This is a genomic window from Sphingomonas sp. AAP5, from assembly GCF_004354345.1.
GTDB lineage: Bacteria > Pseudomonadota > Alphaproteobacteria > Sphingomonadales > Sphingomonadaceae > Sphingomonas > Sphingomonas glacialis.
On the sequence record NZ_CP037913.1, the window covers coordinates 825,097 to 847,669 of the forward strand.

At 66.7% G+C, this 22,573-nt stretch carries 28 protein-coding genes and 1 other RNA gene; 17 read left to right on the plus strand and 12 right to left on the minus strand.

Annotated elements, in window-relative coordinates:
- Nucleotides 1–3 precede the first annotated feature (3 nt).
- Together xrtA and E2E30_RS03810 are read left to right on the plus strand one after the other, a co-directional pair.
- Nucleotides 4–1,533: an exosortase A gene (xrtA, locus tag E2E30_RS03805; RefSeq protein WP_133191914.1), complete on the plus strand. Its 1,530-nt coding sequence runs from the start codon at nucleotides 4–6 to the stop codon at nucleotides 1,531–1,533.
- Nucleotides 1,533–3,425, plus strand: coding sequence for an XrtA/PEP-CTERM system amidotransferase (locus E2E30_RS03810; protein WP_133187395.1), 1,893 nt, complete (start codon nucleotides 1,533–1,535; stop codon nucleotides 3,423–3,425). Before xrtA ends, E2E30_RS03810 begins: the two co-directional genes overlap by 1 nt.
- A 1-nt stretch (nucleotide 3,426) precedes the next feature.
- Here the strand turns inward: E2E30_RS03810 and E2E30_RS03815 are convergent, their stop codons facing one another.
- From E2E30_RS03815 to E2E30_RS03825, 3 genes are all read right to left on the minus strand, one after another.
- Nucleotides 3,427–3,855: an MAPEG family protein gene (locus E2E30_RS03815; protein WP_133187397.1), complete on the minus strand. Its 429-nt coding sequence runs from the start codon at nucleotides 3,853–3,855 to the stop codon at nucleotides 3,427–3,429.
- 62 nt (nucleotides 3,856–3,917) lie between these two features.
- Nucleotides 3,918–4,961 (minus strand): 1,9-bis(guanidino)-5-aza-nonane synthase, encoded by a 1,044-nt coding sequence (locus tag E2E30_RS03820; protein ID WP_133187399.1) that lies wholly within the window; start codon nucleotides 4,959–4,961, stop codon nucleotides 3,918–3,920.
- Between the two features lie 125 nt (nucleotides 4,962–5,086).
- Entirely contained in the window at nucleotides 5,087–6,322 is a 1,236-nt protein-coding gene (locus E2E30_RS03825) for a type III PLP-dependent enzyme (RefSeq protein WP_133187401.1), read from the minus strand.
- Nucleotides 6,323–6,461: 139 nt separating this feature from the next.
- Between E2E30_RS03825 and E2E30_RS03830 the strand changes: the two genes are divergently transcribed.
- The 14 genes from E2E30_RS03830 to E2E30_RS03890 all read left to right on the plus strand — a co-directional run bounded on the left by E2E30_RS03830 (nucleotide 6,462) and on the right by E2E30_RS03890 (nucleotide 17,814).
- The gene (locus tag E2E30_RS03830) at nucleotides 6,462–7,430 is read left to right on the plus strand and encodes a threonine ammonia-lyase (protein WP_240699021.1); all 969 of its coding nucleotides are present in this window, start codon (nucleotides 6,462–6,464) and stop codon (nucleotides 7,428–7,430) included.
- A 64-nt stretch (nucleotides 7,431–7,494) separates the two neighbouring features.
- Entirely contained in the window at nucleotides 7,495–7,662 is a 168-nt protein-coding gene (locus E2E30_RS20695) for a hypothetical protein (protein WP_165954448.1), read from the plus strand.
- 324 nt (nucleotides 7,663–7,986) lie between these two features.
- Nucleotides 7,987–8,886: an alpha/beta fold hydrolase gene (locus tag E2E30_RS03835; protein WP_133187403.1), complete on the plus strand. Its 900-nt coding sequence runs from the start codon at nucleotides 7,987–7,989 to the stop codon at nucleotides 8,884–8,886.
- Between the two features lie 218 nt (nucleotides 8,887–9,104).
- The gene (locus tag E2E30_RS03840) at nucleotides 9,105–9,437 is read left to right on the plus strand and encodes a hypothetical protein (RefSeq protein WP_133187413.1); all 333 of its coding nucleotides are present in this window, start codon (nucleotides 9,105–9,107) and stop codon (nucleotides 9,435–9,437) included.
- A 385-nt stretch (nucleotides 9,438–9,822) separates the two neighbouring features.
- On the plus strand, nucleotides 9,823–10,467 hold the full coding sequence (locus tag E2E30_RS03845) for a histidine phosphotransferase family protein (protein ID WP_133187415.1): 645 nt from the start codon (nucleotides 9,823–9,825) through the stop codon (nucleotides 10,465–10,467).
- A 106-nt stretch (nucleotides 10,468–10,573) separates the two neighbouring features.
- Complete coding sequence (locus E2E30_RS03850) at nucleotides 10,574–12,865, plus strand: chemotaxis protein CheA (protein WP_133187417.1); 2,292 nt, start codon at nucleotides 10,574–10,576, stop codon at nucleotides 12,863–12,865.
- Nucleotides 12,865–13,293, plus strand: coding sequence for a chemotaxis protein CheW (locus tag E2E30_RS03855; protein WP_133187419.1), 429 nt, complete (start codon nucleotides 12,865–12,867; stop codon nucleotides 13,291–13,293). The genes E2E30_RS03850 and E2E30_RS03855 overlap by 1 nt, the downstream gene beginning before the upstream one ends.
- Nucleotides 13,294–13,358: 65 nt before the next feature.
- Nucleotides 13,359–13,724 (plus strand): response regulator, encoded by a 366-nt coding sequence (locus E2E30_RS03860; protein ID WP_133187421.1) that lies wholly within the window; start codon nucleotides 13,359–13,361, stop codon nucleotides 13,722–13,724.
- A gap of 9 nt (nucleotides 13,725–13,733) precedes the next feature.
- Nucleotides 13,734–14,825, plus strand: a complete 1,092-nt coding sequence (locus tag E2E30_RS03865; RefSeq protein WP_133187423.1) for a chemotaxis protein CheB — start codon at nucleotides 13,734–13,736, stop codon at nucleotides 14,823–14,825.
- Between the two features lie 62 nt (nucleotides 14,826–14,887).
- Nucleotides 14,888–15,682, plus strand: a complete 795-nt coding sequence (locus E2E30_RS03870) for a CheR family methyltransferase (RefSeq protein ID WP_133191916.1) — start codon at nucleotides 14,888–14,890, stop codon at nucleotides 15,680–15,682.
- An 89-nt stretch (nucleotides 15,683–15,771) separates the two neighbouring features.
- Nucleotides 15,772–16,461, plus strand: a complete 690-nt coding sequence (locus E2E30_RS03875; protein ID WP_133187425.1) for an N-acetylmuramoyl-L-alanine amidase — start codon at nucleotides 15,772–15,774, stop codon at nucleotides 16,459–16,461.
- A gap of 11 nt (nucleotides 16,462–16,472) precedes the next feature.
- An RNA gene (rnpB, locus tag E2E30_RS03880) (RNase P RNA component class A) lies at nucleotides 16,473–16,865 on the plus strand.
- 80 nt (nucleotides 16,866–16,945) lie between these two features.
- Nucleotides 16,946–17,491: a J domain-containing protein gene (locus tag E2E30_RS03885; RefSeq protein ID WP_133187427.1), complete on the plus strand. Its 546-nt coding sequence runs from the start codon at nucleotides 16,946–16,948 to the stop codon at nucleotides 17,489–17,491.
- A complete protein-coding gene (locus E2E30_RS03890; protein WP_133187428.1) occupies nucleotides 17,488–17,814 on the plus strand; it encodes a hypothetical protein in 327 nt (108 codons plus the stop codon). The genes E2E30_RS03885 and E2E30_RS03890 overlap by 4 nt, the downstream gene beginning before the upstream one ends.
- A gap of 62 nt (nucleotides 17,815–17,876) precedes the next feature.
- Here E2E30_RS03890 and E2E30_RS03895 read toward each other — a convergent pair whose 3' ends face one another.
- Nucleotides 17,877–18,944, minus strand: coding sequence for a serine hydrolase domain-containing protein (locus E2E30_RS03895; RefSeq protein ID WP_165954449.1), 1,068 nt, complete (start codon nucleotides 18,942–18,944; stop codon nucleotides 17,877–17,879).
- Nucleotides 18,945–18,974: 30 nt separating this feature from the next.
- Here E2E30_RS03895 and E2E30_RS03900 point away from each other — a divergent pair, with 30 nt between their 5' ends.
- Nucleotides 18,975–19,319 (plus strand): hypothetical protein, encoded by a 345-nt coding sequence (locus tag E2E30_RS03900; RefSeq protein ID WP_133187432.1) that lies wholly within the window; start codon nucleotides 18,975–18,977, stop codon nucleotides 19,317–19,319.
- A gap of 13 nt (nucleotides 19,320–19,332) precedes the next feature.
- Here E2E30_RS03900 and E2E30_RS03905 read toward each other — a convergent pair whose 3' ends face one another.
- From E2E30_RS03905 to pspA, 8 genes are all read right to left on the minus strand, one after another.
- On the minus strand, nucleotides 19,333–19,743 hold the full coding sequence (locus tag E2E30_RS03905) for a SufE family protein (RefSeq protein WP_133187434.1): 411 nt from the start codon (nucleotides 19,741–19,743) through the stop codon (nucleotides 19,333–19,335).
- 136 nt (nucleotides 19,744–19,879) lie between these two features.
- Entirely contained in the window at nucleotides 19,880–20,122 is a 243-nt protein-coding gene (locus E2E30_RS03910; protein ID WP_133187436.1) for a hypothetical protein, read from the minus strand.
- A gap of 30 nt (nucleotides 20,123–20,152) precedes the next feature.
- The gene (locus E2E30_RS03915) at nucleotides 20,153–20,422 is read right to left on the minus strand and encodes a hypothetical protein (protein ID WP_133187438.1); all 270 of its coding nucleotides are present in this window, start codon (nucleotides 20,420–20,422) and stop codon (nucleotides 20,153–20,155) included.
- A 190-nt stretch (nucleotides 20,423–20,612) separates the two neighbouring features.
- Nucleotides 20,613–20,885 (minus strand): hypothetical protein, encoded by a 273-nt coding sequence (locus E2E30_RS03920; RefSeq protein WP_133187440.1) that lies wholly within the window; start codon nucleotides 20,883–20,885, stop codon nucleotides 20,613–20,615.
- Between the two features lie 18 nt (nucleotides 20,886–20,903).
- Nucleotides 20,904–21,197, minus strand: coding sequence for a hypothetical protein (locus tag E2E30_RS03925; protein WP_133187443.1), 294 nt, complete (start codon nucleotides 21,195–21,197; stop codon nucleotides 20,904–20,906).
- Between the two features lie 41 nt (nucleotides 21,198–21,238).
- Entirely contained in the window at nucleotides 21,239–21,616 is a 378-nt protein-coding gene (gene pspC, locus E2E30_RS03930; RefSeq protein ID WP_133187445.1) for an envelope stress response membrane protein PspC, read from the minus strand.
- Between the two features lies 1 nt (nucleotide 21,617).
- Nucleotides 21,618–21,887, minus strand: a complete 270-nt coding sequence (gene pspB / locus E2E30_RS03935; RefSeq protein WP_133187447.1) for an envelope stress response membrane protein PspB — start codon at nucleotides 21,885–21,887, stop codon at nucleotides 21,618–21,620.
- Between the two features lies 1 nt (nucleotide 21,888).
- The gene (pspA, locus tag E2E30_RS03940) at nucleotides 21,889–22,557 is read right to left on the minus strand and encodes a phage shock protein PspA (RefSeq protein ID WP_206365634.1); all 669 of its coding nucleotides are present in this window, start codon (nucleotides 22,555–22,557) and stop codon (nucleotides 21,889–21,891) included.
- Nucleotides 22,558–22,573 lie beyond the last annotated feature (16 nt).

Below are 22,573 nucleotides of genomic sequence, written 5' to 3' on the forward strand. Positions count from 1 at the left end.
GCGATGCCCGTGCCCGCGTCTGCGGACTCGCGCGCGTCGCTCGCGCCGCTGTGGCGGCGGCAGACGGTGATCCTGTCGGTCGTCGCTGTCGCGTTGCTCGCGCTGTTCCGGAGCGATGTCGCTGCGCTGACGACGATCTGGTGGACGAGCACGACTTTCGGGCATTGCCTGTTCATCACCCCGGTGCTCGCTTGGCTGGTGTGGCAGCGCCGCGGCGAGCTCGCGCAAGTCGCGCCGATTGCCTGGGCGCCCGGGCTGGCGATCGTCGCGCTTGGCGGGCTCGGCTGGCTGTTCGGCGATGCTGGCGGCGTCGCGCTCGCGCGGCACCTCGGGATCGTGATGATGCTGCAGGGGACGGTGGTGACGCTGCTCGGCCCCAATGTTGCGCGCGCGTTGCTCTTCCCGCTCGCTTATGCGGTGTTCCTCGTGCCCTTCGGCGAGGGGCTCGAGGAGCCGTTGCAGCGCGTGACCGTCGGCATGACGATGCCGCTGCTCCATCTGTTCGGTGTGCCCGCGCAAGTCGATGGCGTGCTGATCACGATCCCCAACGGCTATTTCGAAGTGGCCGAGGCGTGTTCGGGCGCGAAGTTCGTGATCGCGATGATCACCTATGGCACGCTCGTCGCCAACGTCTGCTTCGTGTCGTGGAAACGGCGTGCGCTGTTCCTGCTGGTGTCGGTGATCGTGCCGGTGGTCGCCAACGGCGTGCGCGCGTTCGCGACGATCTTTGCGGCGTATCATAGCTCGGTCGAGCAAGCGACGGGGTTCGACCATATCGTCTATGGCTGGGTGTTCTTCGGGCTGGTGATGGCGGCGACGCTGGCGATCGGCTGGCGCTGGTTCGACCGCGCGCCCGATGCGCCGGTGTTCGATCCCGCAAAGCTGCAGAGCGTCCCGCGATTGCGGCTCGACGCGGTGGTCGCAGCCGCGCTCGTGCTCGCGGTCGCGGCGGTGTTCCCGGCCTGGTCGAGCGCGATCGCGGGGCGGGCGCAAAGTCTGCCGGCGGAGATCGCGCTGCCGGAGGTGCCGGGCTGGCACCGCGTCGCGACGAGTACGCGCGCGGCCTGGTCCCCCAATTATCCGGGCGCCGACCATTTTCTGCTCGGGCGCTATGCCGATGCGGCGGGCGAGACGGTCGATCTGGCGATCGCGGTCTATGGCAGCCAGCAGGAGGGCAAGGAGATCGTCGCGTTCGGCGTCGGGCCGATCCGTGAGGACGATGTGTGGCTCCGTGTCGAGGATCTGCCCGATCTTGCGGGTGGGTCGGTGATCCGCGTCAGCGCCCCTGGCCCGGTCGAGCGGCAGATCGTAACGTGGTACCGTGTCGGCGATGCGCTGACGACCAAGGGGCCGATCGTGAAACTGGAAACGCTGAAGGCCAAGCTGCTCGGTGGGCCGCAGCGCGCGGTGGCGGTGCACGTCTCGGCCGAGATTCTGCCGGGGCATGACGCGCGGGCGGCGATGACGCGCTTCATCGCGGCGCTCGGTCCGATCGAGCGTGTGGCCGATCGTGCCGCCGGGATGTCGCGCTGATGTGCGGCATCGCCGGTCTCTATTATCCCGCGACCCCCAAGCCGGTCGATCCCGCGCGGATTCAGGCGATGGCCGACGCGCAGGCGCATCGCGGGCCCGACGGCTCGGGCGTGTGGACTGCACCGGGCGTCGGGCTCGGCCATCGGCGCTTGTCGATCATCGACGTCGTCGGCTCGCCGCAGCCGATGGCGAGCCAGGACGGCGCGCTGACCGTCACCTATAATGGCGAGATCTACAATTTCGCCGAGCTTCGCGCCGAGCTGCAGGCGTTGGGCGCGGTGTTCGTCACCGCTGGCGATACCGAGGTTTTGCTTCACGGCTGGGCGGCATGGGGGCCGGCGATGCTCGACCGGCTCAACGGCATGTTCGCGTTCGCGCTCCACGATGCGCGGCGACAGAGCCTGTTCCTCGCGCGCGACCGGCTGGGGGTAAAGCCGCTCCATTATGTCGAACTGGCCGATGGCGCGGTGGCGTTCGCGTCGGAATTGAAAGGGCTGCTCGCGCATCCGTTGGTGCGGCGCGTGCCCGACATCCGCGCGGTCGAGGATTATCTGGCGTTCGGCTATGTGCCCGACGATGCGTGCCTGGTCTCGGGGGTCAAGAAACTGCGCGCGGGGCATTGCCTGCTGATCGAGCGCGGCAAGCCGGTGCCGGCGCCGTCGCGCTGGTGGGATGTCGACTTCTCGAAGCGCGCGACCGGATCGGCCAAGGCGCTCGAGGACGAACTGACCGCGCTGCTACGCGAGGCGGTGACGTCGCGGATGGTGTCGGACGTTCCGCTCGGCGCGTTCCTGTCGGGCGGGGTCGACAGCTCGGCGGTGGTCGCGCTGATGGCCGAGGCGTCGCGCGGAGCGGTGCGGACGTGCACGATCGGTTTTGACGAGAGCAGCCTCGACGAGCGCAAATACGCCGACGAGATCGCGCAGCGCTTCGCGACGCAGCATCGCGAGCGGGTGGTGGCGGCGGACGATTTCTCGCTGATCGACACGCTGGTCCATGCGTTCGACGAGCCCTTCGCCGATGCCTCGGCGCTCGCCACCTACCGCGTGTGCGAGCTTTCGCGCGAGGACGTCACCGTCGCGCTGTCGGGCGACGGGGCGGACGAGGCGTTTGCGGGCTATCGGCGCTACAAGTTTCAGGCGGCCGAGGAGCGCGTGCGGGGGCTGGTGCCGGCGTCGGTCCGCACCAATGTGTTCGGCACGCTCGGCCGCTGGTATCCCAAGGCCGATTGGGCGCCGCGACCGCTGCGCGCCAAGACGACCTTGCTCGCGCTCGCCGAGGATGGCGCAGAGGGCTATGCGCGCTCGGTCGGCGTGACGACGCCGGCGTTGCGCGCGGCGCTGTTCACCGATGCCGCGAGGGCGGCGCTTGGCGGGCACCGTGCCGAGGATCGCTATGTCCGCTCGATGCGCGATGCGCCGGCGCGCGACGCGCTCGACCGTGCGCAATATGCCGACTTCCAGCACTGGCTGCCCGGCGACATCCTGACCAAGGCGGATCGTACGAGCATGGCAGTCGGCCTCGAGGCGCGCGAGCCGCTGCTCGATTATCGCCTGGTCGAGTTCGCCGCAAAACTCCCTGTCGGGATGCGGCTGCATGGTGGGCAGGGGAAGTGGCTGCTCAAGAAAGCAATGGAGCGCTATCTTCCCAAGGACATCCTGTATCGCCCGAAGATGGGCTTCGTAACGCCGATCAGCGCCTGGTTTCGCGGGGCGCTGGCGGATGAGGCGACGCGGCTCGCATCATCGCGCGTGCTCGCAGGAACGGGCTGGTTCAACGCCCCGACGATCGCGCAGCTCGCCGACGACCACCGCAGCGGCCGCGCCGATCATGGGCGGACGCTGTGGCAGCTGGTGATGCTCGAACGCGCGATGGCGCGGCTGTTCGGCTGAGCTAGCGGAATACCGCCAGCGCCGCGTGCAGCGTCAACGCGACGAGCATCAGCGAGCTGCCGAGGAAGAATGCGAACCGCACCGAGACCTTGTTGATCGTCGCCTGCCAGATGCTGTGCGCGATCCGCAACGCGACATAGGCCCAGGCGATCCAGGCGTTCGCGCCGTCACCAGTGCCGGTCAGCGCGATCACCCCGCACACCGCGTAAAACAGCGTCGGCTGTTCCATCAGGTGATTGTGATTGTGCGCGACCCACTGGATCTTGGGCGGCAGCCCGCGGTCGGCATCGGCGGGCTTTGTGCCGACCAGCGTGCCGAGATCGATCCCCGACGCCTTCATCGCCGGCAGGCGCGTCGCCAACATCCACAGCAGCATCACCAGCGTCCAGGCGATCATCGCCACGACCGGTTTCAAAATCTCGCTGTGCATGAAAAAGCCTCCCCCAATTGCTCGGGGGAGGCTGCCTCAGTTAGTCTTGCTTTGCAACGCAATCAGTCGAAGCTGGCACCCCAGCGACGCTTGACGCGGTCCTTCCACAGGCCGCGGTGGTAGGCGTCCGAGGCGAGGAGCGGCATGACCGAGCCGGCTTCGGCGAACACCATCTGCTCGATGCCGGTGTTGACCTTGCCCCACGAGGCCGCTTCCTGCAGCGTCGAGGACGAGCAGGCACCGTCGCGCACGTCGGCAACGGTGATCTGCACCGCGTACTTGTGGACCTGCACGTCGTCATGGCCGAGGATCTCGGCGCAGACGACGGTGTCCTGGATGAAGTTCTTCGGCACGCCGCCGCCGATCATCAGCAGGCCAGTGACACCCGCCTTGATCTTGATGTCGGTCAGCTCGCGGAAATCGGCGATCGCGTCGAGCACCATATAGGGCTTGCCCTCCTTGGCGCGGTCGACCTGATGCTTGACCAGACCGAAGCCCGCCGACGAGTCGACGAAGGCCGGGCAGAAGATCGGCACGTCATGCTCATAAGCGAGCTTGACGAGGCTGTTCTCCTTCTTGCCGTTTTCGACGAGATACTTGCCCATTTCGCGGATGAACTCGCGGCTCGAATAGGGCCGCGGCTCGAGCGAGTTGGCGATCTCGAGGATCGTGTGGTCGCAATCCTGGAGCTGCTCTTCGTCGATATACGTGTCGTAGATCCGGTCGATCAGCAGCGAGCGCAGCGTGTCGTCGTCGGGCACTTCGAGCGCCTGGTAATGCTTGTGGCCGAGGCCTTCGAAGAAATCCATGTCGACGATCGACGCGCCGGTCGCGACGACGCCGTCGATCATGTTGTTGCGCAGCAGCTCGGCATAGAGATCCATGCAGCCGCCAGCCGAGGTCGAACCGGCGATGACGAGGAAGATCGAGCAATCCTTGTCGGCGAGCATCTGATTGTAGATGTCGGTCGCGCGGCCGAGGTCGCGGCTGGTGAAGCTCATCTTCTTCATCGCGTCGACGATCGGGCGCGCGTCGAACTTGGTGATGTCGATATGCTCGACGGTGGTCGAGAGGAGCTCGGCCTTGCGGTTGGACATGTCGTTCATGGAAAACTCCCTAGCAAACAGCCGTCATCCCAGCGAAGGCTGGGATCTCCGGGGGCGGGCGAGACGCGCGCTTCCGGGAGACCCCAGCTTTCGCTGGGGTGACGGATCGTAATGGACTTGGCCTGTTACAGCGTGACGACGTTCGAAGCGACCTCTGGCTGTTCGTCGCCATACACCTCTTCGCCGTACAGCGACACCATCGGCTCGTCAGAGACGATTACCGTCTCGTCCGAACCAAAGCCGTTGAACGCGGTGCGCATCGCGGACCCGTAAGCGCCGAGCATCCCGATCTCGAGATAGTCGCCGGCCTTGACGTCGGCGGGGAGGTAGAACGGCCCCACCATATGGTCCATGTCGTCGCAGGTCGGGCCGTAGAAGCTGAACGGCATATCCTTCGAGCGGCTCTCGGGCTCGCGCAGCAGCTCGACCGGGAAACGCCAGCCGATATGCGCCGCATCGAACAGCGCGCCGTACGCGCCGTCGTTGATGTAGAGCTCATCGCCGCGACGCTTTTCGACGCGCACCACGATCGAGCTGTACTCGGCGCAGAGCGCACGGCCGGGCTCGCACCACAGCTCGGACGAATAGCTGACCGGCAGCGATTCGAACGTGCGGTGGATCGTCTCGAAATAGCGCTCGAGCGGAGGCGGCTCCATCCCCGGATAGGAGGACGGGAACCCACCGCCGACGTCGATCACGTCGACCGTGACCGCTGCCTCGACGATCGCCGCGCGGACGCGCTCCATCGCATTGGCATAGGCTTCGGGCGTCATCGCTTGCGATCCGACATGGAAGCAGATGCCGAGCGCATCCGCCGCCTGGCGAGCGCGGAACAGCAGGTCCTTGGTCTCGCCCGGCGCCGCGCCGAACTTCGAGGCGAGGCTCAGCTTGCTATGCTCCGACGAGACGCGAAGCCGGACGCACAGCGTCAGGTCCTCGGCGCCATCGGTCGCGTCGACGATCTTCTCCAGCTCTTCCACGCTGTCGAGCGAGAACGTCTTCACGCCATAGTCGAAATAGGCCGCGCGGATCGCCTCGGGCGCCTTGACCGGGTGCATGAAGCACAGGGTCGCGTCCGGCAGCGTCAACGCCACCAGCCGTACTTCGGCGATCGATGCCACGTCGTAATGCGTGATTCCGCTGTCCCACAGGATCTTCAACAGATCCGGCGAGGGGTTCGCCTTGACCGCATACATCGAGCGACCCGGGAACTTCTCCGCGAAGAACCGGGCCGCACGCGCAGCAGCGTGCGGACGAACGAGCGTAACCGGCTGGACCGGCTTCTGCTTAGCGATGTCGATGCCGGTAACGGCAGTCGAAGGGGTGGTCGCTAACCCCAGCGCGCGATGTAGATTGTGCAATTCAAGGGACCTCCAATGTCCGCAGACAAGTTCACGAAAACACTGCCTTGCGGTTGGAAGTCCCATGGGGCAGCGGATGGGCGAAATAGGGTCGTGCTTTTTCAATGTAAAGCGGTTTTGGACCCCCCGGAGGTGACACGTGACGATTTTAAGACAGCCGACCCGGGCAGGGGTGCGCGACGCCGCCGCCAAGGTCGCTGCGGTGGTGCCGGCAACGCCGCTGTTCGTCGTGGATATTCAAGGCGTTGCGGTCGCTTTCAAGGCCGAGTGTCTGCAGCCGATGGGCGCGTTCAAATTGCGTGGGGCGTGGCATCGGTTGACCGCGATCGAGCCCGATTTGCGGAGCAAAGGCGTGGTCGCCTTTTCATCGGGGAATCACGCGCAGGGAGTCGCGTGGGCAGCACGGCGGCTGCAAATGCCCGCGACGATCGTGATGCCCGCCGATGCGCCCAAGGCCAAGCGCGAGGGGACGCTCGCGCTGGGGGCCGAGGTGGTGAGCTACGACCGCAAGACCGAGAGCCGCGAGACGATCGCCGCGCGACTCGCCGAGGCGCGGGGCGCGGTGCTCGTGCCGAGCTTCGACGATCCGTGGGTGATCGAGGGGCAGGGCAGCGCCGGGATCGAAGCGGCCGCGCAGATGGCGGCGGCGGGGCTGGGGAGTGCTGCTCGCGTGGTGGTGCCGTGCGGCGGCGGCGGGCTCGCAGCGGGGCTGGCGCTGGCCTTGCCCAACGCGGACGTCACCGTGGTCGAGCCCGCGGGGTGGGACGACATGCGGCGTTCGCTCGAGGCGGGGTGGATCGAGCCCGTCGGCGATTCGCCGCCGCCGACCGCGTGCGACGCGTTGCAGACGATGCGGGTGTCGGGGCTGACCTTCGATGTGCTCGCGCGGCGGGGCGCGACGGGGGTTGCGGTGAGCGAGGCGGAGATCCGCGCCGCACAACGCTGGGCGGCGGAGCGCTTGCGGCTGGTGGTCGAGCCGGGCGGCGCGGTGGCGCTGGCGGCGGTGTTGAGTGGGAAGGTGGCGGTCGAGCCGGGGCTGCTGGTGCTGCTGTCGGGCGGGAATGTCGATCTGGCGGCGTATGGTGCGGTGCTGGCCGGGACGGACTGATCTTCGCGGTGCCGGGGGATCGGGAAGGGTCGACTTGGCGTGGGCCTAACGGTTAGGGTTCTCCATGACCGCCCTCGAAGGCCTTGCGCCTGCTCTTGCCATGCTCGCCGCCTTCGCCTGCCTGATCGGCGGCGGCATGTTGATCGCCAAGCGTCAGAACGTCCGCAAGGGTGTGCTCATGCTGGTGATGGCGGCGGTGCTGGTGGGGAACGTGGTTATCTGGACGCTGTAGCGCGATCCGCCGCTGCGCGTGCGACGAACCGTGCGGAGGTTGACTCGATTGACCCCTGGACATGGTGTTTACACCGGCGATCGTTTCCGTTTTGGCGCCAATGCGGTCGCGCAGGTCTGACGATTTCAAAGAGCCGTGCACGCTATACCATGGCGGCCGCCTTGTAGGACAGGGCCATGTCTGTTTTCGCCCAATAATGGACATAGGCCGGCTGAAATGTCTTTCTAATTCCGGGCGTTCGCATCTGCACGACATTTTCTCTAGTAAGCGCAGGCCGTCGTAAACAGATCTCGGCGAGCGACCGAACAAGAGAGAGCGTCGATCATGGACATTGCCAAAGCAAACGGGATCGAACTGGCTTGGGAGAGCTTCGGCAATACGAACGGTGAGGTTGTCCTCCTGATCGCCGGACTTGGCACCCAGATGATCCGCTGGACCGCCCCGTTCTGCGCCCACCTCGTAGCCCTGGGTTATCGCGTGGTGCGCTTCGACAACCGGGACGCCGGCTATTCGACGCACCTCGACGCTTACCCGGCCGTGAATTTCGGCGCGCTAGCTGCAGCGCTTGGGGCGGGAGAACGACCGGAGGTCCCGTACACGCTCTACGACATGGCGGCAGACGCGATCGGACTGATGGACGCGCTGGGGATTGCGCAAGCTCACATCGTTGGCCGGTCCATGGGAGGCATGATCGCTCAAATCATGGCCAGCGAGCACGCTAGTCGCGTCCTATCGCTCACCTCGATTATGTCGAGCACGGGCAACCCAGCGCTCCCGCAGGCAGCACCAGATGCCATGGCGATGATGATGCAGCCGATGCCCGACCCTTCCTTCGACCGAGCAGGCTTCCTGTCGCGAAGTTCGGCCTTCGCCAGACGCATAGCGGGCTCGGGATACCCTTTCGACGAGGAAGCCCACCGTGCGCTGGCTTCGGAAGAACTCAGCCGTGCCTACGATCCCGCCGGAACGGGCCGCCAGATCGCGGCCGTTGGCGTGACCGGAGATCGGCGCGCTCGGCTGTCGGCTGTTACTGCACCCACGCTGGTCATTCATGGAAATGACGATCCATTGTTCTTGCCGGACTGCGGCCGGGACACAGCCGCTTCTATTCCGGAGGCCGAACTCTTGCTCATCGCTGGCATGGGACATGACCTTCCTGTTGGTGTGTGGCAGCAGATCGCAGGGAAGATCGATAGTGTCGCGCGACGAGCAGCACCCGCATAGCGTACCTGACGGCAGCTATCCCGCCCCGGTTCTCCTGAAGCGTTCGACCGCTAACCATCAGGTTCTTGAAAACGGCATCGGCGGTCCGCCGCGGCAGAGCGCGATCAGGTGACAGCCATTTATCATGCGCGTCCACAAATCTCTGCTAACGGAGACCTTGTCGTGGGCTGATCGAGAGACCGCCTGCAAGTCCTGAGGCTTTTGAGGTCGTCCGCTATATGATCCTGTCGCTGCTGTTCGCGCTGCAATCTGAAACCTCGCCAGTCACGCCTATAGATCCAGATATCGTGGTACTTGCAAACAAGCTGCGCCGTATTGATGTCGATATGAAGCTGAAAAAGCGGGGCGGGATAGTGACCCTTGCAAGCTGCCGGGTAACGCGCCCATCGGGCGAAGTAGAACTCGATGCTATTCCGTGTGGTGTTGCGCAGCAATGCATGACCGAGGGGGTGGTGAGCAGAAGGCAGTTGGTTGCGTGCGTAGAAGATAAGTCAAATCGGAAAATTGACGCTATCGTCGCAGCTCGGCGCGAGGCAGCTACCAAACGTTAAGAGGTGTGCATGACCATCAACGTGTCGGCGTTCTCTTGAACCATCCTTTTTTGGGAAAGCCGGCGGCGCTCGACTACGTCAGCTATCCGCATTCGCCTGTCCAAAAGCGGACAGTCGGCTCACCACCAAACCCAGACATTCATCGCCCCGGTGAAAGCCGGGGTCGATATGTCGCGCGGCGCGCGGCGGATCGCAAACGGGGCGACCGCGACCTTCGCCTCGGTGGCGGTTTTGGGTGGCGGCAGCGAACGCCGACCGTCGCAGGCGTACCAGGCTAGCCACCGCGCGCGCGCCGATACCGGGCTTCCCACCCCACGCCGCTTGCACCAAGCGCCCTGCGGCGTAAGAAGAACCGACACCGTGTGACCCGAAAGCCGCTTATCTCATGACGATGACCTCCGTCGACTTCGCCAGCCTGCTCTGCTCGCGGCTCTGCCACGATCTGCTGAGCCCGGTGGGTGCGCTCAACAACGGGCTCGAACTGCTCGCCGACGAGCATGATCCCGAGATGCGCGCGCGCTGTCTCGAACTGCTCAGCGAAAGCGCCAAGGCGTCGGCCAACAAGCTCAAATTCTTCCGGCTCGCGTTCGGCGCGGCGGGCGGCTTTGGCGAGACCGTCGACGCGCGCGAGGCGCGTGCCGCGATCGAGGGGCTGTTCGGCGACGGGCACCGCGTCAAGCTCGGCTGGCTGGTCGAGGATGCGACGCTGCCCAAGCCTGCGATCAAGGTGCTGCTCAACCTCGCGCTGATCGCCGGCGACGCGCTGGTGCGCGGCGGGCAGCTCGATGTCGGGGCCGAGAGCGTGGATGGGCAGATCGAGATCGTGGTGCGCGCAGCGGGCCCGCGGATCGTGCTCGATGGCGAGATGCGCGCCGCGCTGACGGGCACGCAGGGCGATGCCGTCATCACCCCGCGCGCCGCCGCGGCCTATCTCGTCCATGCGCTCGTCGCCGAGGGCGGGGGCGGCGTGCAGGTATCGGATCCGGGCGATGCGGTGCTGCTGTTCGGGGCTGCGTTCAAGGCCGGCTGACCCCCCGCGACCGCCAAGCCCCGGCGCGGGCGGCGCAATTCGGGACGCTATACCCGCCCTTAACCATTCTTCGGCCATGGTCTTCCGTAGCGTTTCGCGGGGACTCATGGACGACCTTTTACAGGAATTTATCGCGGAGACGCGCGAGACGCTCGAGGCACTCTCGGGCGAGATCGTCGCGTGGGAATCAGCGCCGGGCGACCGTGACCGGCTCGATTCGATCTTTCGCTTCGTCCACACCGTCAAAGGCAGCTGCGGCTTTCTCGACCTGCCGCGACTTGCGCGGCTGAGCCATGCCGCCGAGGACGTGCTCGCCGCGGTCCGCGCGGGCGAGCGCACCCCCGATACCGCGCTCGTCAACGCCGTGCTCGCCATCGTCGACCGGATCGGCGAACTGGTCGAGGCGATCGATGCCGGCCATGCCGTCGATGATTCGGGGGAGGATCTGCTCGTCGCCGCGCTCGATTCCGGCGCGCAGGCCGCCGCGCCGGTGAGCGTGGTTACACCGAGCCGCGCGCCGAGCCGCAGCGTGCGCCTGAACGTCGACCTGCTCGACCGGATGATGAGCGGCATGTCCGACATGGTGCTGGCGCGCAACGAGCTCGCGCGGCGGCTGCGCGACGATGGCGCCGACCCGAGCGTCGAGGCGGCGCTCGAGCGGCTGTCGCTGACCGTCGCCGAGATGCGCGATACCGTCACGCGGACCCGGATGCAGAAGATCGATGCGCTGTTCTCGGCTTTGCCGCGGATGGTGCGCGATACCGCGGCCGAGCTCGGCAAGTCGGTGACGCTGCAGATCGAGGGGAGCGACGTCGAGCTCGACCGCGAGATGATCGAGATGATGCGCGATCCGCTCGTCCACATCATCCGCAACTCGATCGACCATGGGATCGAGCCGCCCGCGCTCCGCCGTCTGGCGAAGAAGCGCGAGAATGGCTGGCTCAACGTTTCCGCCCGGCAGTCGGGCAACCAGATCATCATCGAGATTTGCGACGATGGGCGCGGGATCGACGTCGATGCGCTGATCGCCAAGATCGCGCAGGAGGGCCGCCGCAGCGAGGCCGAGTTGCGCGCGCTGAGCCCACAAGCGAAGCTCGACCTGATCTTCGAGCCCGGCCTGTCGACCAAGACGGTCGTCACCGCGATCTCGGGGCGCGGCGTCGGGATGGACGTGGTCCGCGCCAATGTCGAACAGATCGGCGGGCGGATCGAACTGTTCAACACGCCGGGGACGGGCCTGCGGATCGCGATCCATGTGCCGCTGACGCTGTCGATCATGTCGACGATCGGCGTCGGCGTGCGCGACCAGCGCTTTGCGATCTCGCGGCAGGCGATCGAGGAGATCGTCCGCGTGGGCGGGCAGACGATCCGGATCGACCGGATCGGCGATACGCTGACCGCGACGGTGCGCGACCGGCGGATGCCGCTGATCGATTTGAGCGATATGCTCGGCTTTGCGCCGCTCGACCCGGCGATGCTCGTCATCGTCAGCGTGTCGGGGGGGAGCTATGCGCTCGCGGTCGACGCGGTGCTCGATCATGAGGAACTGGTCATCAAGCCCGCCGCGCCCGCGATCATGGCGACGGGGATCTATGCCGGCCAGACGCTGCCCGACAGCGGGCTGCCGATGCTGATGCTCGATTGTGCGGGAATCGCGCACGTCGCCGGGCTGGTGTTCACGCGCGCGACCGCGGCCGACGAGGACGCCGTGGTCGAGGCCGTGCCGGGGGTGCAGGCCTTGCTGTTCGAGGATCTCGACGGGTGCCGCCGGATCGTGCCGCTATCGGTGATCGACCGCGTCGAACCCGTCGCGACGGGTGCGATCCGCATGTCGGCGGGGCGGTTGCGGCTATCGGTCGAGGGGGGGATCATCCCGCTCGTCGCGCTCGGCGAATGGGCGGCGCTGCCGACGGTCTCGGTGCTGCGGCTGCGCGACGGCGCGACCGAGATCGCCTATGCGATCAAGGAAGCGCTCGACATCGTCGAATTGCCGAGCGCGATCGTGCCGGCGCATGCGGTCGGGCCGATCGCCGGCGTCGTCGCGATCGACGGCGAGCAGATCGAAGTGCTCGACCTGTTTTGGATCTTCTCGGCGCACGGCGGCGGCGAGGCCGAGCCCGACGCGCCGTTGTGCCTGCTCGACAGCGCCGAATCGGCGTGGATGACGACCTTTCTCAAGCCCGTGCTCGAAGCGTCGGGATACCGCGTCACCGATGCGCTTCGCCCGGGCGAAGTGCCGCGCGTGCTGGTGCGGATGGAAAGCGACGCCGCGCCGTCGGCGAGCCAGATCCCGGTCGTCCGGCTGCGGCGCGAGGCCGAAGGCGCCAGCGACACGATTTTCCGCTACGATCGCCCCGCCGTGCTGGCGGCGGTCGCGCGCTCGGCAGGAGGCCGCTGATGCCACTCTTCCTGATCGCGCAGATCGCCGGTCGCATCGTCGCGATCGAATCGGACCAGGTCGAATCGGTGGTCGATATCGGGACGATCATCCCGGTGCCGCGCGCCGACCATCACGTCCGCGGGCTTGCCGCTTTGCGCAGCCGCGTGGTGACCGTAATCGACACGCGTGCCGCGCTCGGGCTCGAGCCCGGGACGACCGCTGCGACGCGCGCGGTGATCACGATCGTCGAGGGGCACCATTATGCGGTGCTGGTCGATGCGCTCGACGATGTCGCGCCGTTCGAACTCGCGCCGCTGGCGGCGGGGATCGTGCTCGACAAGGGATGGCTGACCGTCGGGCGCGGGATCATCGAGCGCGACGGCGAGCCGATCCTCGCGATCGGCCTGGCGGCGCTCATTCCGCGCGGACTGGCGCTTGCGGCGTGAGATTAACGGGACGCTTACGCATTTCGGGCAAAGTCCGTCATAGCGTGCTCTAACAGGGTGAATTCATGAAAACCTGCCTCGTCGTCGACGATTCGAAGGTGATCCGCAAGGTCGCCCGCCACATTCTGGAGACGCTCAATTTTCGTGTCACCGAAGCCGGCGATGGCCGCGAGGCGCTCGATTCGTGCCTCGCCTGCGCGCCCGACGTCGTGCTGCTCGACTGGAACATGCCCGTGATGAGCGGCATGGATTTCCTGCGCGCGCTGCGCGACAGCGCGATCGAAAGCCGGCCCAAGGTGGTGTTCTGCACCACCGAGAACGGGATGGCGCACATCCGCGCCGCGATCGAGGCGGGTGCCGACGAATATGTCATGAAGCCGTTCGACCGTGAAACGCTCGAAAGCAAGCTTCAGATTGTCGGCATGGCCTGAGGGCGCGTGATGCCCCTGGCCCCCTCCATCAACGCCGGACGCACCATCGACGACTCGCCTCGGGTGCTGATCGTCGATGATTCGGCCGTGGCGCGCGCGGTGATCGCGCGGGCGCTGGAAGGCGGGCGCTTCATCGTCGCGGGCGCTGTCTCGAACGCCGACGCGGCGCTCGCGTTTCTGCGCGCGACACCGGTCGATGCGGTCGTGCTCGATATTGAAATGCCCGGGACCTCGGGGCTGGCGGCACTGCCCGATCTGATCGTCGCGGGGCAGGGGGCCAAGGTGCTGATCGTCTCGTCCGCTGCCGCCGAAGGCGCTGCCGCGACGATCGAGGCGCTCGCGCTCGGCGCGGCCGACACGCTGATGAAGCCCGGCGTGGGCGATTTCGCGGGGCGGTTCTCGGTTGCGATCGTCGAGAAGCTGCGCCGCCTGCTGGCGGTCGAAACCCCCGCCGAGACGCCGTTTGGGCTGTCGCCGCGACGCCCCGAATCGGATGGCGCCAGCGCTGCGCTCGCGACGGGGCAGGGGTTCGACATCGTCGCGATCGGCGCCTCGACCGGCGGGATCCACGCGCTCGCCAGCCTGCTGCGCGAGCTGCCCGTGTCGTTCCCGCTGCCGATCCTGATTACCCAGCATTTGCCGGGCTCGTTCATGCCGTTCTTTGCAGCCCAGGTCGCGATGATGGCGGACCGACCGTGCGACGTCGCGACCGATTCGATGCGGATCCGCCCCGGCCGGACGATCGTCGCGCCGGGCGATGCGCATATGCGCGTCGTCAGCACCGGCGACGGCGCCGCGATCCGGCTGACCAGCGAGGCCAGCAAGAGCGGCTGCATGCCCTCGGTCGATCCGATGTTCGACAGCGTCGGCGAGGTTTACGGCGCGCGCGCGCTCGGGATCGTGCTGAGCGGCATGGGGCGCGACGGGAGCGACGGTGCTCGCCGGCTGGTCGATCGCGGCGGGATCGTCCTCGCGCAGGATCAGGCGAGCTCGGTCGTGTGGGGCATGCCGGGCGCGATCGCGACGGCCGGGCTCGCCAGCGCGCTGCTGCCGCCGGCCGAGATCGGCCGTATCGTCGCGACGCGGCGACGTCCGGCATGAGCGATGGCAGCGACGCGCTGAAGTTCAACCTGCCGTTCGAACGCGCTTCACCTGCGGGCACGATGGGCGTGCTGACCGCGATCCTCGAGTCTCGCACCGGGCAGCAGCTCGGCGCGAACCGCGCGTGGCGGATCGAGACCGAGCTCACCCCGTTGATGCGCGACCTCGGGCTCGCTTCGCTCGAGGCGCTGGCGGTGGCGGCACAGCGCTCGCCGGCGATTGCCGAGCAGGTCGCCGACGCGCTGCTCAACCAGGAGAGTTCGTTCTTTCGCGACGCCGCGGTGCTCGATCTGGTCGCGAGAGCGCTCGCCGCGATGCGCGTCGACCATCCCGAACGGCGGCTGCGGATCTGGTCCGCCGGTTGCTCGTTCGGCCAGGAGCCGTTGTCGCTCGCAATGCTGTTTGCCGAACAGCCGGCGCTCACCGGGGCTGCGATGCCCGAGATCATCGCCACCGACGTGTCCGAGGCGGCACTCGCGCGGGCGCGCAGCGGGCGCTACTCGCAATTCGAAATCCAGCGCGGGTTGCCGATCCGCCGCATGGTCGAATGGTTCGACACCGATGGCACCGACTGGATCGCCAAGCCCGATCTCGTCCGCCGCATCGCGTTTCGTCGGATGAACCTGGTCGCCGGCGCACTGCCGTCGGGGCGCTTCGACGTCGTGCTGTGCCGCAACGTCCTGCTATATCTGACCCCCGAGGATCGCCGGCAGATCCTTGACCGGTTCGCCACGATCCTGCAGCCCGGCGGTGTGCTCGTGCTGGGTGCGGGCGAGACCACAATCGGCCAGACCGAGGCATTCCAGCCGAGCCCGACGTATCGCGGCCTCTACGAACGCGACGCATCGAGCGTTTGACGAGCTCGGCCACCAGCCGTTGCTGACGGGGTTCCTTGTCGCGCGCGTCCGTGCTTAAGCTCTGGTTTGGCTTGCGTAGGGACCTCCCCATGACGATCATCGAAACGCCCTCGCCCAATTTCGACGACCGCTCGCTGCCGGTGTCGATGATCGTGCTGCACTACACCGGCATGCAGACCGGACAGGCGGCGATCGACCGCCTGCGCGACCCGGAAGCGAAGGTCTCGGCGCATTATCTCATCGCCGAGGACGGTCAGGTGCTGCGCATGGTGCCCGAGGATAAGCGCGCATGGCACGCCGGCAAATCGTGCTGGCGCGGGATCGAGGACGTCAATTCGGCGAGCATCGGGATCGAGATCGTCAATCCGGGGCACGAATTCGGCTATCGCCCCTTCCACGAGGAGCAGATCGATGCGCTGATCCCGTTGGTTGCGGGGATCACCGAACGCCACGGGATCACGCGCGGCAACGTCGTCGGCCATTCGGACATCGCGCCGGCGCGCAAGCAGGACCCGGGGGAGCTGTTCCCGTGGAACCGGCTCGCCAAGGTGCGCCTCGCTTTGCCGCGACCGACCAAGAAGCTGCTCGATCCGATGTGGGCCGATGCCGGCTTCCTCGTCGCGCTCGAGCGCTTCGGCTATGACGTGCGCGACAAGCTCGCCGCGGTCGTCGCGTTCCAGCGGCGCTTCCGCCCCGAACTGATCGACGGCGTGATCGACGGCGAATGCCGCAGCATCCTGCTCGCACTGCTGTTGCCAAAGCCGCAAGGGGACGACTAAGGAACGCGCAGCCAGAGGGTCGGGCGGCCGCGGGTATCTTTGGATACGCGAGGAAAGTCCGGGCTCCGCGGAACGACGGTGCCGGGTAACGCCCGGCGGGGGTGACCCCAGGGACAGTGCCACAGAGAGCAGACCGCCGATGTCCGAGCTTCCCGCAAGGGGAGCGAGGAACAGGCAAGGGTGAAAGGGTGCGGCAAGAGCGCACCGCGCGACGGGTAACCGAAGCGGCATGGTAAACCCCACCGGGAGCAAGATCGAATAGGGGTGGCACATGGGCTTCGTTTCAGCTCGTCACCCGGGTTGATTGCTTGAGGCGGCGTGCAAACGTCGTCCTAGAGGAATGGTCGCCTATCCCCGTCGCATGGCGGGGGGGACAGAACCCGGCTTACAGACCCTCTGGCGCTTTTTCGTTTTCGACGCTTTTCATGGGCGTTTCACAAAAGCGTCATGGCGCTATCGCACCGCGATGCTTAGATGGCCCGCTATGGCGCGTACATCATCACGATCGGTCGACTGGGGTTTTCCGCGCTGGCGCGCTTATGGCGAGGCTGGCAGCGAAGCCGCGACCGTGCGGTTGTGCGACCGCCACGGCTGTACCGAGAAGGGCGATTGCCCCGCGCCGAAATCGCCCAACAGCCCGGAACGCTGGTATTTCTGCCAGGTCCATGCCGGCGAGTACAATCGCGGCTGGAATTATTTCGAAGGCCTCAGCGCCGAGGAAGCCGCCGAGCGCGAGCGTGCCGAGACGCAGACCGCCGAAGGCTATACCGAATCGCGCCACAATCAGTGGGCGGGGCGCGGTGACGGCAGCCGATCGCGCGACGAGATGCGCGCGCTCGAGGTGCTCGAGCTCGAGGTGGATGCCGAATTCGACGCGGTGCGCGTGGCGTGGCGGCGGCTGGCCAAGTCGAACCATCCCGACGTCCGCCCCGGTGACAAGGAGGCTGCGGCGCGCTTCCTCGCGATCCAGGCGGCGTATGACGTGCTGAAAGCGGCCGAGGAGCAGCGCCAGTGGAAGCCCGAGGCTTGAAGACCGTCCGTTCGGACTGGGCGAACACGCTGCTGGTCTGCAAGAAATGTTCGAAGAAGATCGGCGGCGGGTTCGGGCCGAAGGGCAAGACCGGGCTCGCCAAGGCGCTGCGCGCCGAGCTTGACGTCGCCAAGGGCCGCAAGGGCTCGCTCGGGATTATCGAAGTGAAATGCCTCGGCGTGTGTCCGAAGGGTGCGGTGACGGTGGTGAACGGTGCGGCACCGGGCGAGTGGCTCTTGGTGCGCGAAGGTCTGCCGATGGCAGCGGTGGCCGCCGAGCTTGGGCTTGGCGCAGCGCCCGATAAGGGCATTGCGCGAGACTAGACGCTCCGGCGTCGCCATCTGGCATTCGTTAAGCGACCATGGTGCTGCGACTGCGCTCGCACCTAGCGCCGGGTCTCTCCCCGAGCGGCGAGCGGGATGCGCTCGACGATCTGCCCGAGGCGGGTGCGCAGCGTCGTGAAGGTGGGCGTGTCATCCTGCGTCTTCCCGAGCCGGACGAGCACGAGCTTCTGATCGGGCGAGGCGATGACGAACTGGCCGAGATGGCCGAGGCACGACACCAACGAGGCGGGGCCGTGGCCGGGGAACAGCGCGGGTCGCCGATCGACCCCGCCGGGCCGGTTGAGCCAGAGCTGACCGCCATATTCGCGATTGTCGGGCGACGGCGTCTTCATGAAGGCGAGCCAGTCGGGCGCGACGATCTGCGTGCCGTCGGGCGCCTTGCCCGCGAGCAGCACGCTGCCGAGCCGGCCATAATCGTCGAGCGTCATGTAGATCAGCGATCCGCCGATCTGCGTTCCCGCGCCGTCGAATTCGAACCGAGCGCTGGTGATGCCCGCGGGGGCGAACAGGCGGCGCTCGGCAAACGCCTGATATGCGCGTGCCCGCGCGCGGGGATCGGTGCTGGCGGTCAGCGTGCGCGTGATGATTTCCGACAGGATCAGCGTCGTCAGCGAGCTGTATTCGAACTTCGCACCGGGTTTGGCCTCGAGCTTCGCACCGATCGCGCGCGCTGCCATCGCCTGCGATCCGCTGACGAACAGCACTTGGTTGGTGTCCGACGCTTCGACCGGATCGCCGACTTCGGTGTGCGCCAGCCCTGACGCCATGTTGAGCAGCATCCGCAGCGTGATCGCACGGCGCGGATCGCCCGCTTTGTGCCATTCGGCGATCGGCGCGGGGGCATCGAGCGCGAGCTTGCCGTCGGCGACGAGGTCTCCGACGAGCAGCGCGGTGACGGTCTTGGCCATCGACCAGCTGATGAAGCGCGTCGCATCGGAATAGCCCGGCGCATAGCGTTTCGCGACGACCTGCCCGTCGCGGAGCAGCAGCGCGGCGCGCGTTTCGCCGACATCGGCGCTGAACAGCGGCGCGAGCGGGCCGGGGTCAGGGGCGGCGACCGATCCGGTCGCGAGCAGTGCGCTCGCCAGCATCAGCCAATGGCTTTTCATTCGCATGGACCAAGACTAGGCTCGGCCGTGATGAATGCAAGACGCCTGATTCTTGGGTCGTTGCTCGCCATGGTGCTGGTCGTGGCGGGGGGCAGCTATGCGTGGGTGCGTGGCCATCGCGCCCAGCTCGAGCTCGGCGTCGGCTACGCCGCGCGAGTCGCGTGCGGGTGCCGCTATGTCAGCGGCCGGCCGCTCGGCGATTGCCACAAGGATTTCGAGCCGGGCATGGAGCCGATCCGGCTGTCCGAAGATCCCGCGACGCGCACCGTGACCGCGTCGGTCCCGCTGATCGCACGGCGCAGCGTACGCTACGATCCGGTGCTCGGCTGCCAGCCGGAGCGCTTTACGGGGACTCCGCTCGTCGTGCCGCACTGAGCGCGCGCGGGCATCAGGCGTCGGCGTAGCGCGCGGCGGTGTCGCGGATCAGCGCGATCATGTTGGGAATGCCTTGCGTACGGTTCGAGCTCAGCTGGTTCTTGAGATCGAACGGCGCGAGCTCGGTCGGGATGTCGGTGGCGAGGATCGCCGCGGCGGGCTGATCCTGCACCGCCAGCAGCACGAGCGCGATGATCCCCTTGGTGATCGCAGCGTTCGAATCGGCGAGGAAATGCAGCGTGCCGTCGTCCTCCGCCATCGGATAGACCCATACCGAGGCCGAGCACCCGCGCACCAAGGTCGCATCGGTTTTGAGTGCGTCGGGCATCGGTTCGAGCTCGCGGCCGAGATCGATGAGGAGCCGGTAACGGTCGTCCGCATCGAGGAAGCTATATTCGGATTCGAGATCGGCGAGGGTTTGCATGGCGTTTGCTATACCGCACCCTCCGAGGGTGCCAACCCCAACCGTCGCCCCGGCGTAGGCCGGGGCCGCTGGCTTGTGTGCGGGGCGGGTGCAGCGCGCCCGACATAGCGGCCCCGGCCTGCGCCGGGGCGACGGATTACAAGTCCACGCCCGCCGCGATCGCCTCGAGCTTGCGGATGCGCTCCTTGAGGTCGGCGATCTCGATCCGCGCGCTCGCATTGGGCAGCGGTTGCGCTGGTGTCGGATCGCCGAACGCGTGGAGTTCCTGCTGCTTGAAGGCGAGCCAGCCGCGCCAGCCGGTCAGCGCGGCGCCGGTCAGCATCGCAAGCCCGGCGAGGCCGGCGGTGGCCATGGTGATGTAGAAGGTCGGGTCGGTCATCATCCCTGCTCCTGCAAAAAGGGTCATCGGTTAGGGCCGGTCGCGGAGCTTCTCGATCTCGCGATCGAGGCGGGCGCCGCTGTCGTTGTTGTCGGTGGCGAGGCGTTCGAGCACGGCGAGCCGCTCCTTCATCGCCCGCAGTTCGTCGCGCAGCCGGTCGTTCTCGGCCTGGGCTGCGGGATCGTCGCGGAAGCGGACGTCCTCGCCATGCTTGGTGTGGACCACGCCGTAGCGCGCCATCAGCACGCGGCCGAGCGTGACCACGACGATGATCGCGACGACCATTTCAAACGGGTTCATTTGGGTCACTCCTTCAAAAGGGTGGAACTGGACCGGCTTATTCGGCCGGGACGGCGGCTTCGCGAAGTTTGCGGCGGCGTGGGCGGTCGACGCTTTCGGTCGCCCAGACACCCCCCGCCGTAACGACGGCGAGCACGATAAAGAATGCGATCATGATATCCTCGGGGAGAAAGAGTTTGTTTGTAAAGAGTTAGTTGAGCGGTGCGTCGCGCAACCGGTCGATTTCATGCGAGAGGTCGACGCCGCGGTCGGTGATGATCCGTTCGAGCACGCGGACGCGCTGTTCGAGCCGTTCGGTCTGCGCGGCATATTGCGCGGCCTTTTCGGCGACCAGCGTCGCTTCGATCTCCATGCGGCGCTCCTGATGGCGCAGCCACGGGCGGACGATGAAGATGCCGATCACGGCGCAGAGCGGGATGCAGACCGCGAAGATCGGGATGAGCAGTGCGATGGGGAAGCCCATGGCGGTATCCTTTCGGGATCAGCGCAGCGCGTCGATTTCGCGCGAGACACGCTCGGCGGGATCGGTGGCGATGCGTTCGAGCACCGCGAGGCGCTCCTCGAGCCGGCTGACCTGGCCGTGCAGCTTGTCGTTCTCGGCCTTGAGCAGGTCGGTCTGGCGGGTCAGGCTGAGATCGTCGCCGCGGTGGATCAATTCGCCCTTCTTTGTCTCGATCGGATAGCCGTGCTTGGCACGGACCCAGGTGTTCACGACCCAGGCGACGGGTCCGACCGTGATCGCCGCGACCGGGATCAAAAGTGCTAGGTTGCTCATGTGTTTTCCCCTGTTTGGCTTTGCCCCAAGCCCGGATCAGATCAGCGCAGGCTGTCGATCTCGTCGGCGAGGCGTGTGTTGCGGCTGGTGTACATCATCTCGATGTCGGCGAGGCGACGGTCGATGTCGCGGAACTTGCTGCGGACTTCGGCGGTCGAGCGCGTCGGATTGGCGCGCACGCCCTGCCAGAACTTGGCGTCCTCGGCGCTGTCGTAGAGGCCGAGCGGCTTCTTGTCGGCGACGCAGGCGATGATGATGTACGCCAGCAACACCCAGCCGCTGGTGACCAGCGTCAGCATCGCGGTGCCGACGCGGACGAGCGTCACGTCGATGCCGGTGTAATCGGCGATCCCCGAGCAGACGCCCAGCCATTTGCTGTTCTGCTTGTCGAGGTAGAATTTGGTGCGGCTGGCGGACATTTCAGTTCCTCCGTGCTGGATCATATGGGGTGGGCTCGGCGAGCGGCATGCTCGCGCGCCATTCGGGGTGATCGACGGCGATGATCCGCTCGACCGTGCCGAGGCGCTCCTCGAGCCGGCGGGCGAGCGAGTAGAGCTCGTCGAGCAGCTTCTCGTCTTCGTTGGTGATCTTGGGCGCCTGCCGCCACTTGGTGATGTAATGCAGGATCACCCAGGGCATCCCGATGAAGAGCGTGCCGCAGACGGCGATGGGGACGAGGACGTCCTCCACCTCAGCCGTCCTTTCCGACGCGGGCCTTCATCGCGGCGAGTTCGGCCTCGACCTTCTCGGCCGATTTGAGCTCGGCGATTTCCTCGTCGAGCGTCTTGGGCGGGGCGCCGAAGCCGGCGACCTCGGCGCGGCCCTCGGCCATGTCGACGCGGCGCTCCATGATCTCGAAGCGGCTGAAGGCGTCCTGCATCTTGGGGCCGGCATAGAGATCGCGCAGCTTGAAGCGGTTCTGCGCGCTTTCGAGCCGCGTCGCGATCGAGTTCTGGCGGGTGCGCGCCTCGCGCAGCTTGCCGGTGAGCTTGGCGATGTCCTCTTCCGAGCTGCGCAGCGCCTCGTCGAGGACGCTGATCTCGCCGCTGAGCTGGCCGGCCATGTCGGCGGCCTTCTGCTTCTCGACGAGCGCAGCCTTGGCGAGGTCCTCGCGGCCCTTCGACAGCGCGAGCTCGGCCTTTTCGGTCCAGCTTTCCTGCAAAGATCCGAGCTTGCTGATGTGGCGGCGCATTTCCTTCTGGTCGGCGATGGTGCGCGCGGCAGAGGCGCGGACTTCGACCAGCGTTTCCTCCATCTCGAGGATGATCATGCGGATCATCTTGGCGGGGTCTTCGGCCTTGTCGAGCAGGTCGGTGAAGTTGGCGGCGATGATGTCGCGGGTTCGGCTGAAGATGCCCATGATGTTACTCCTTCGA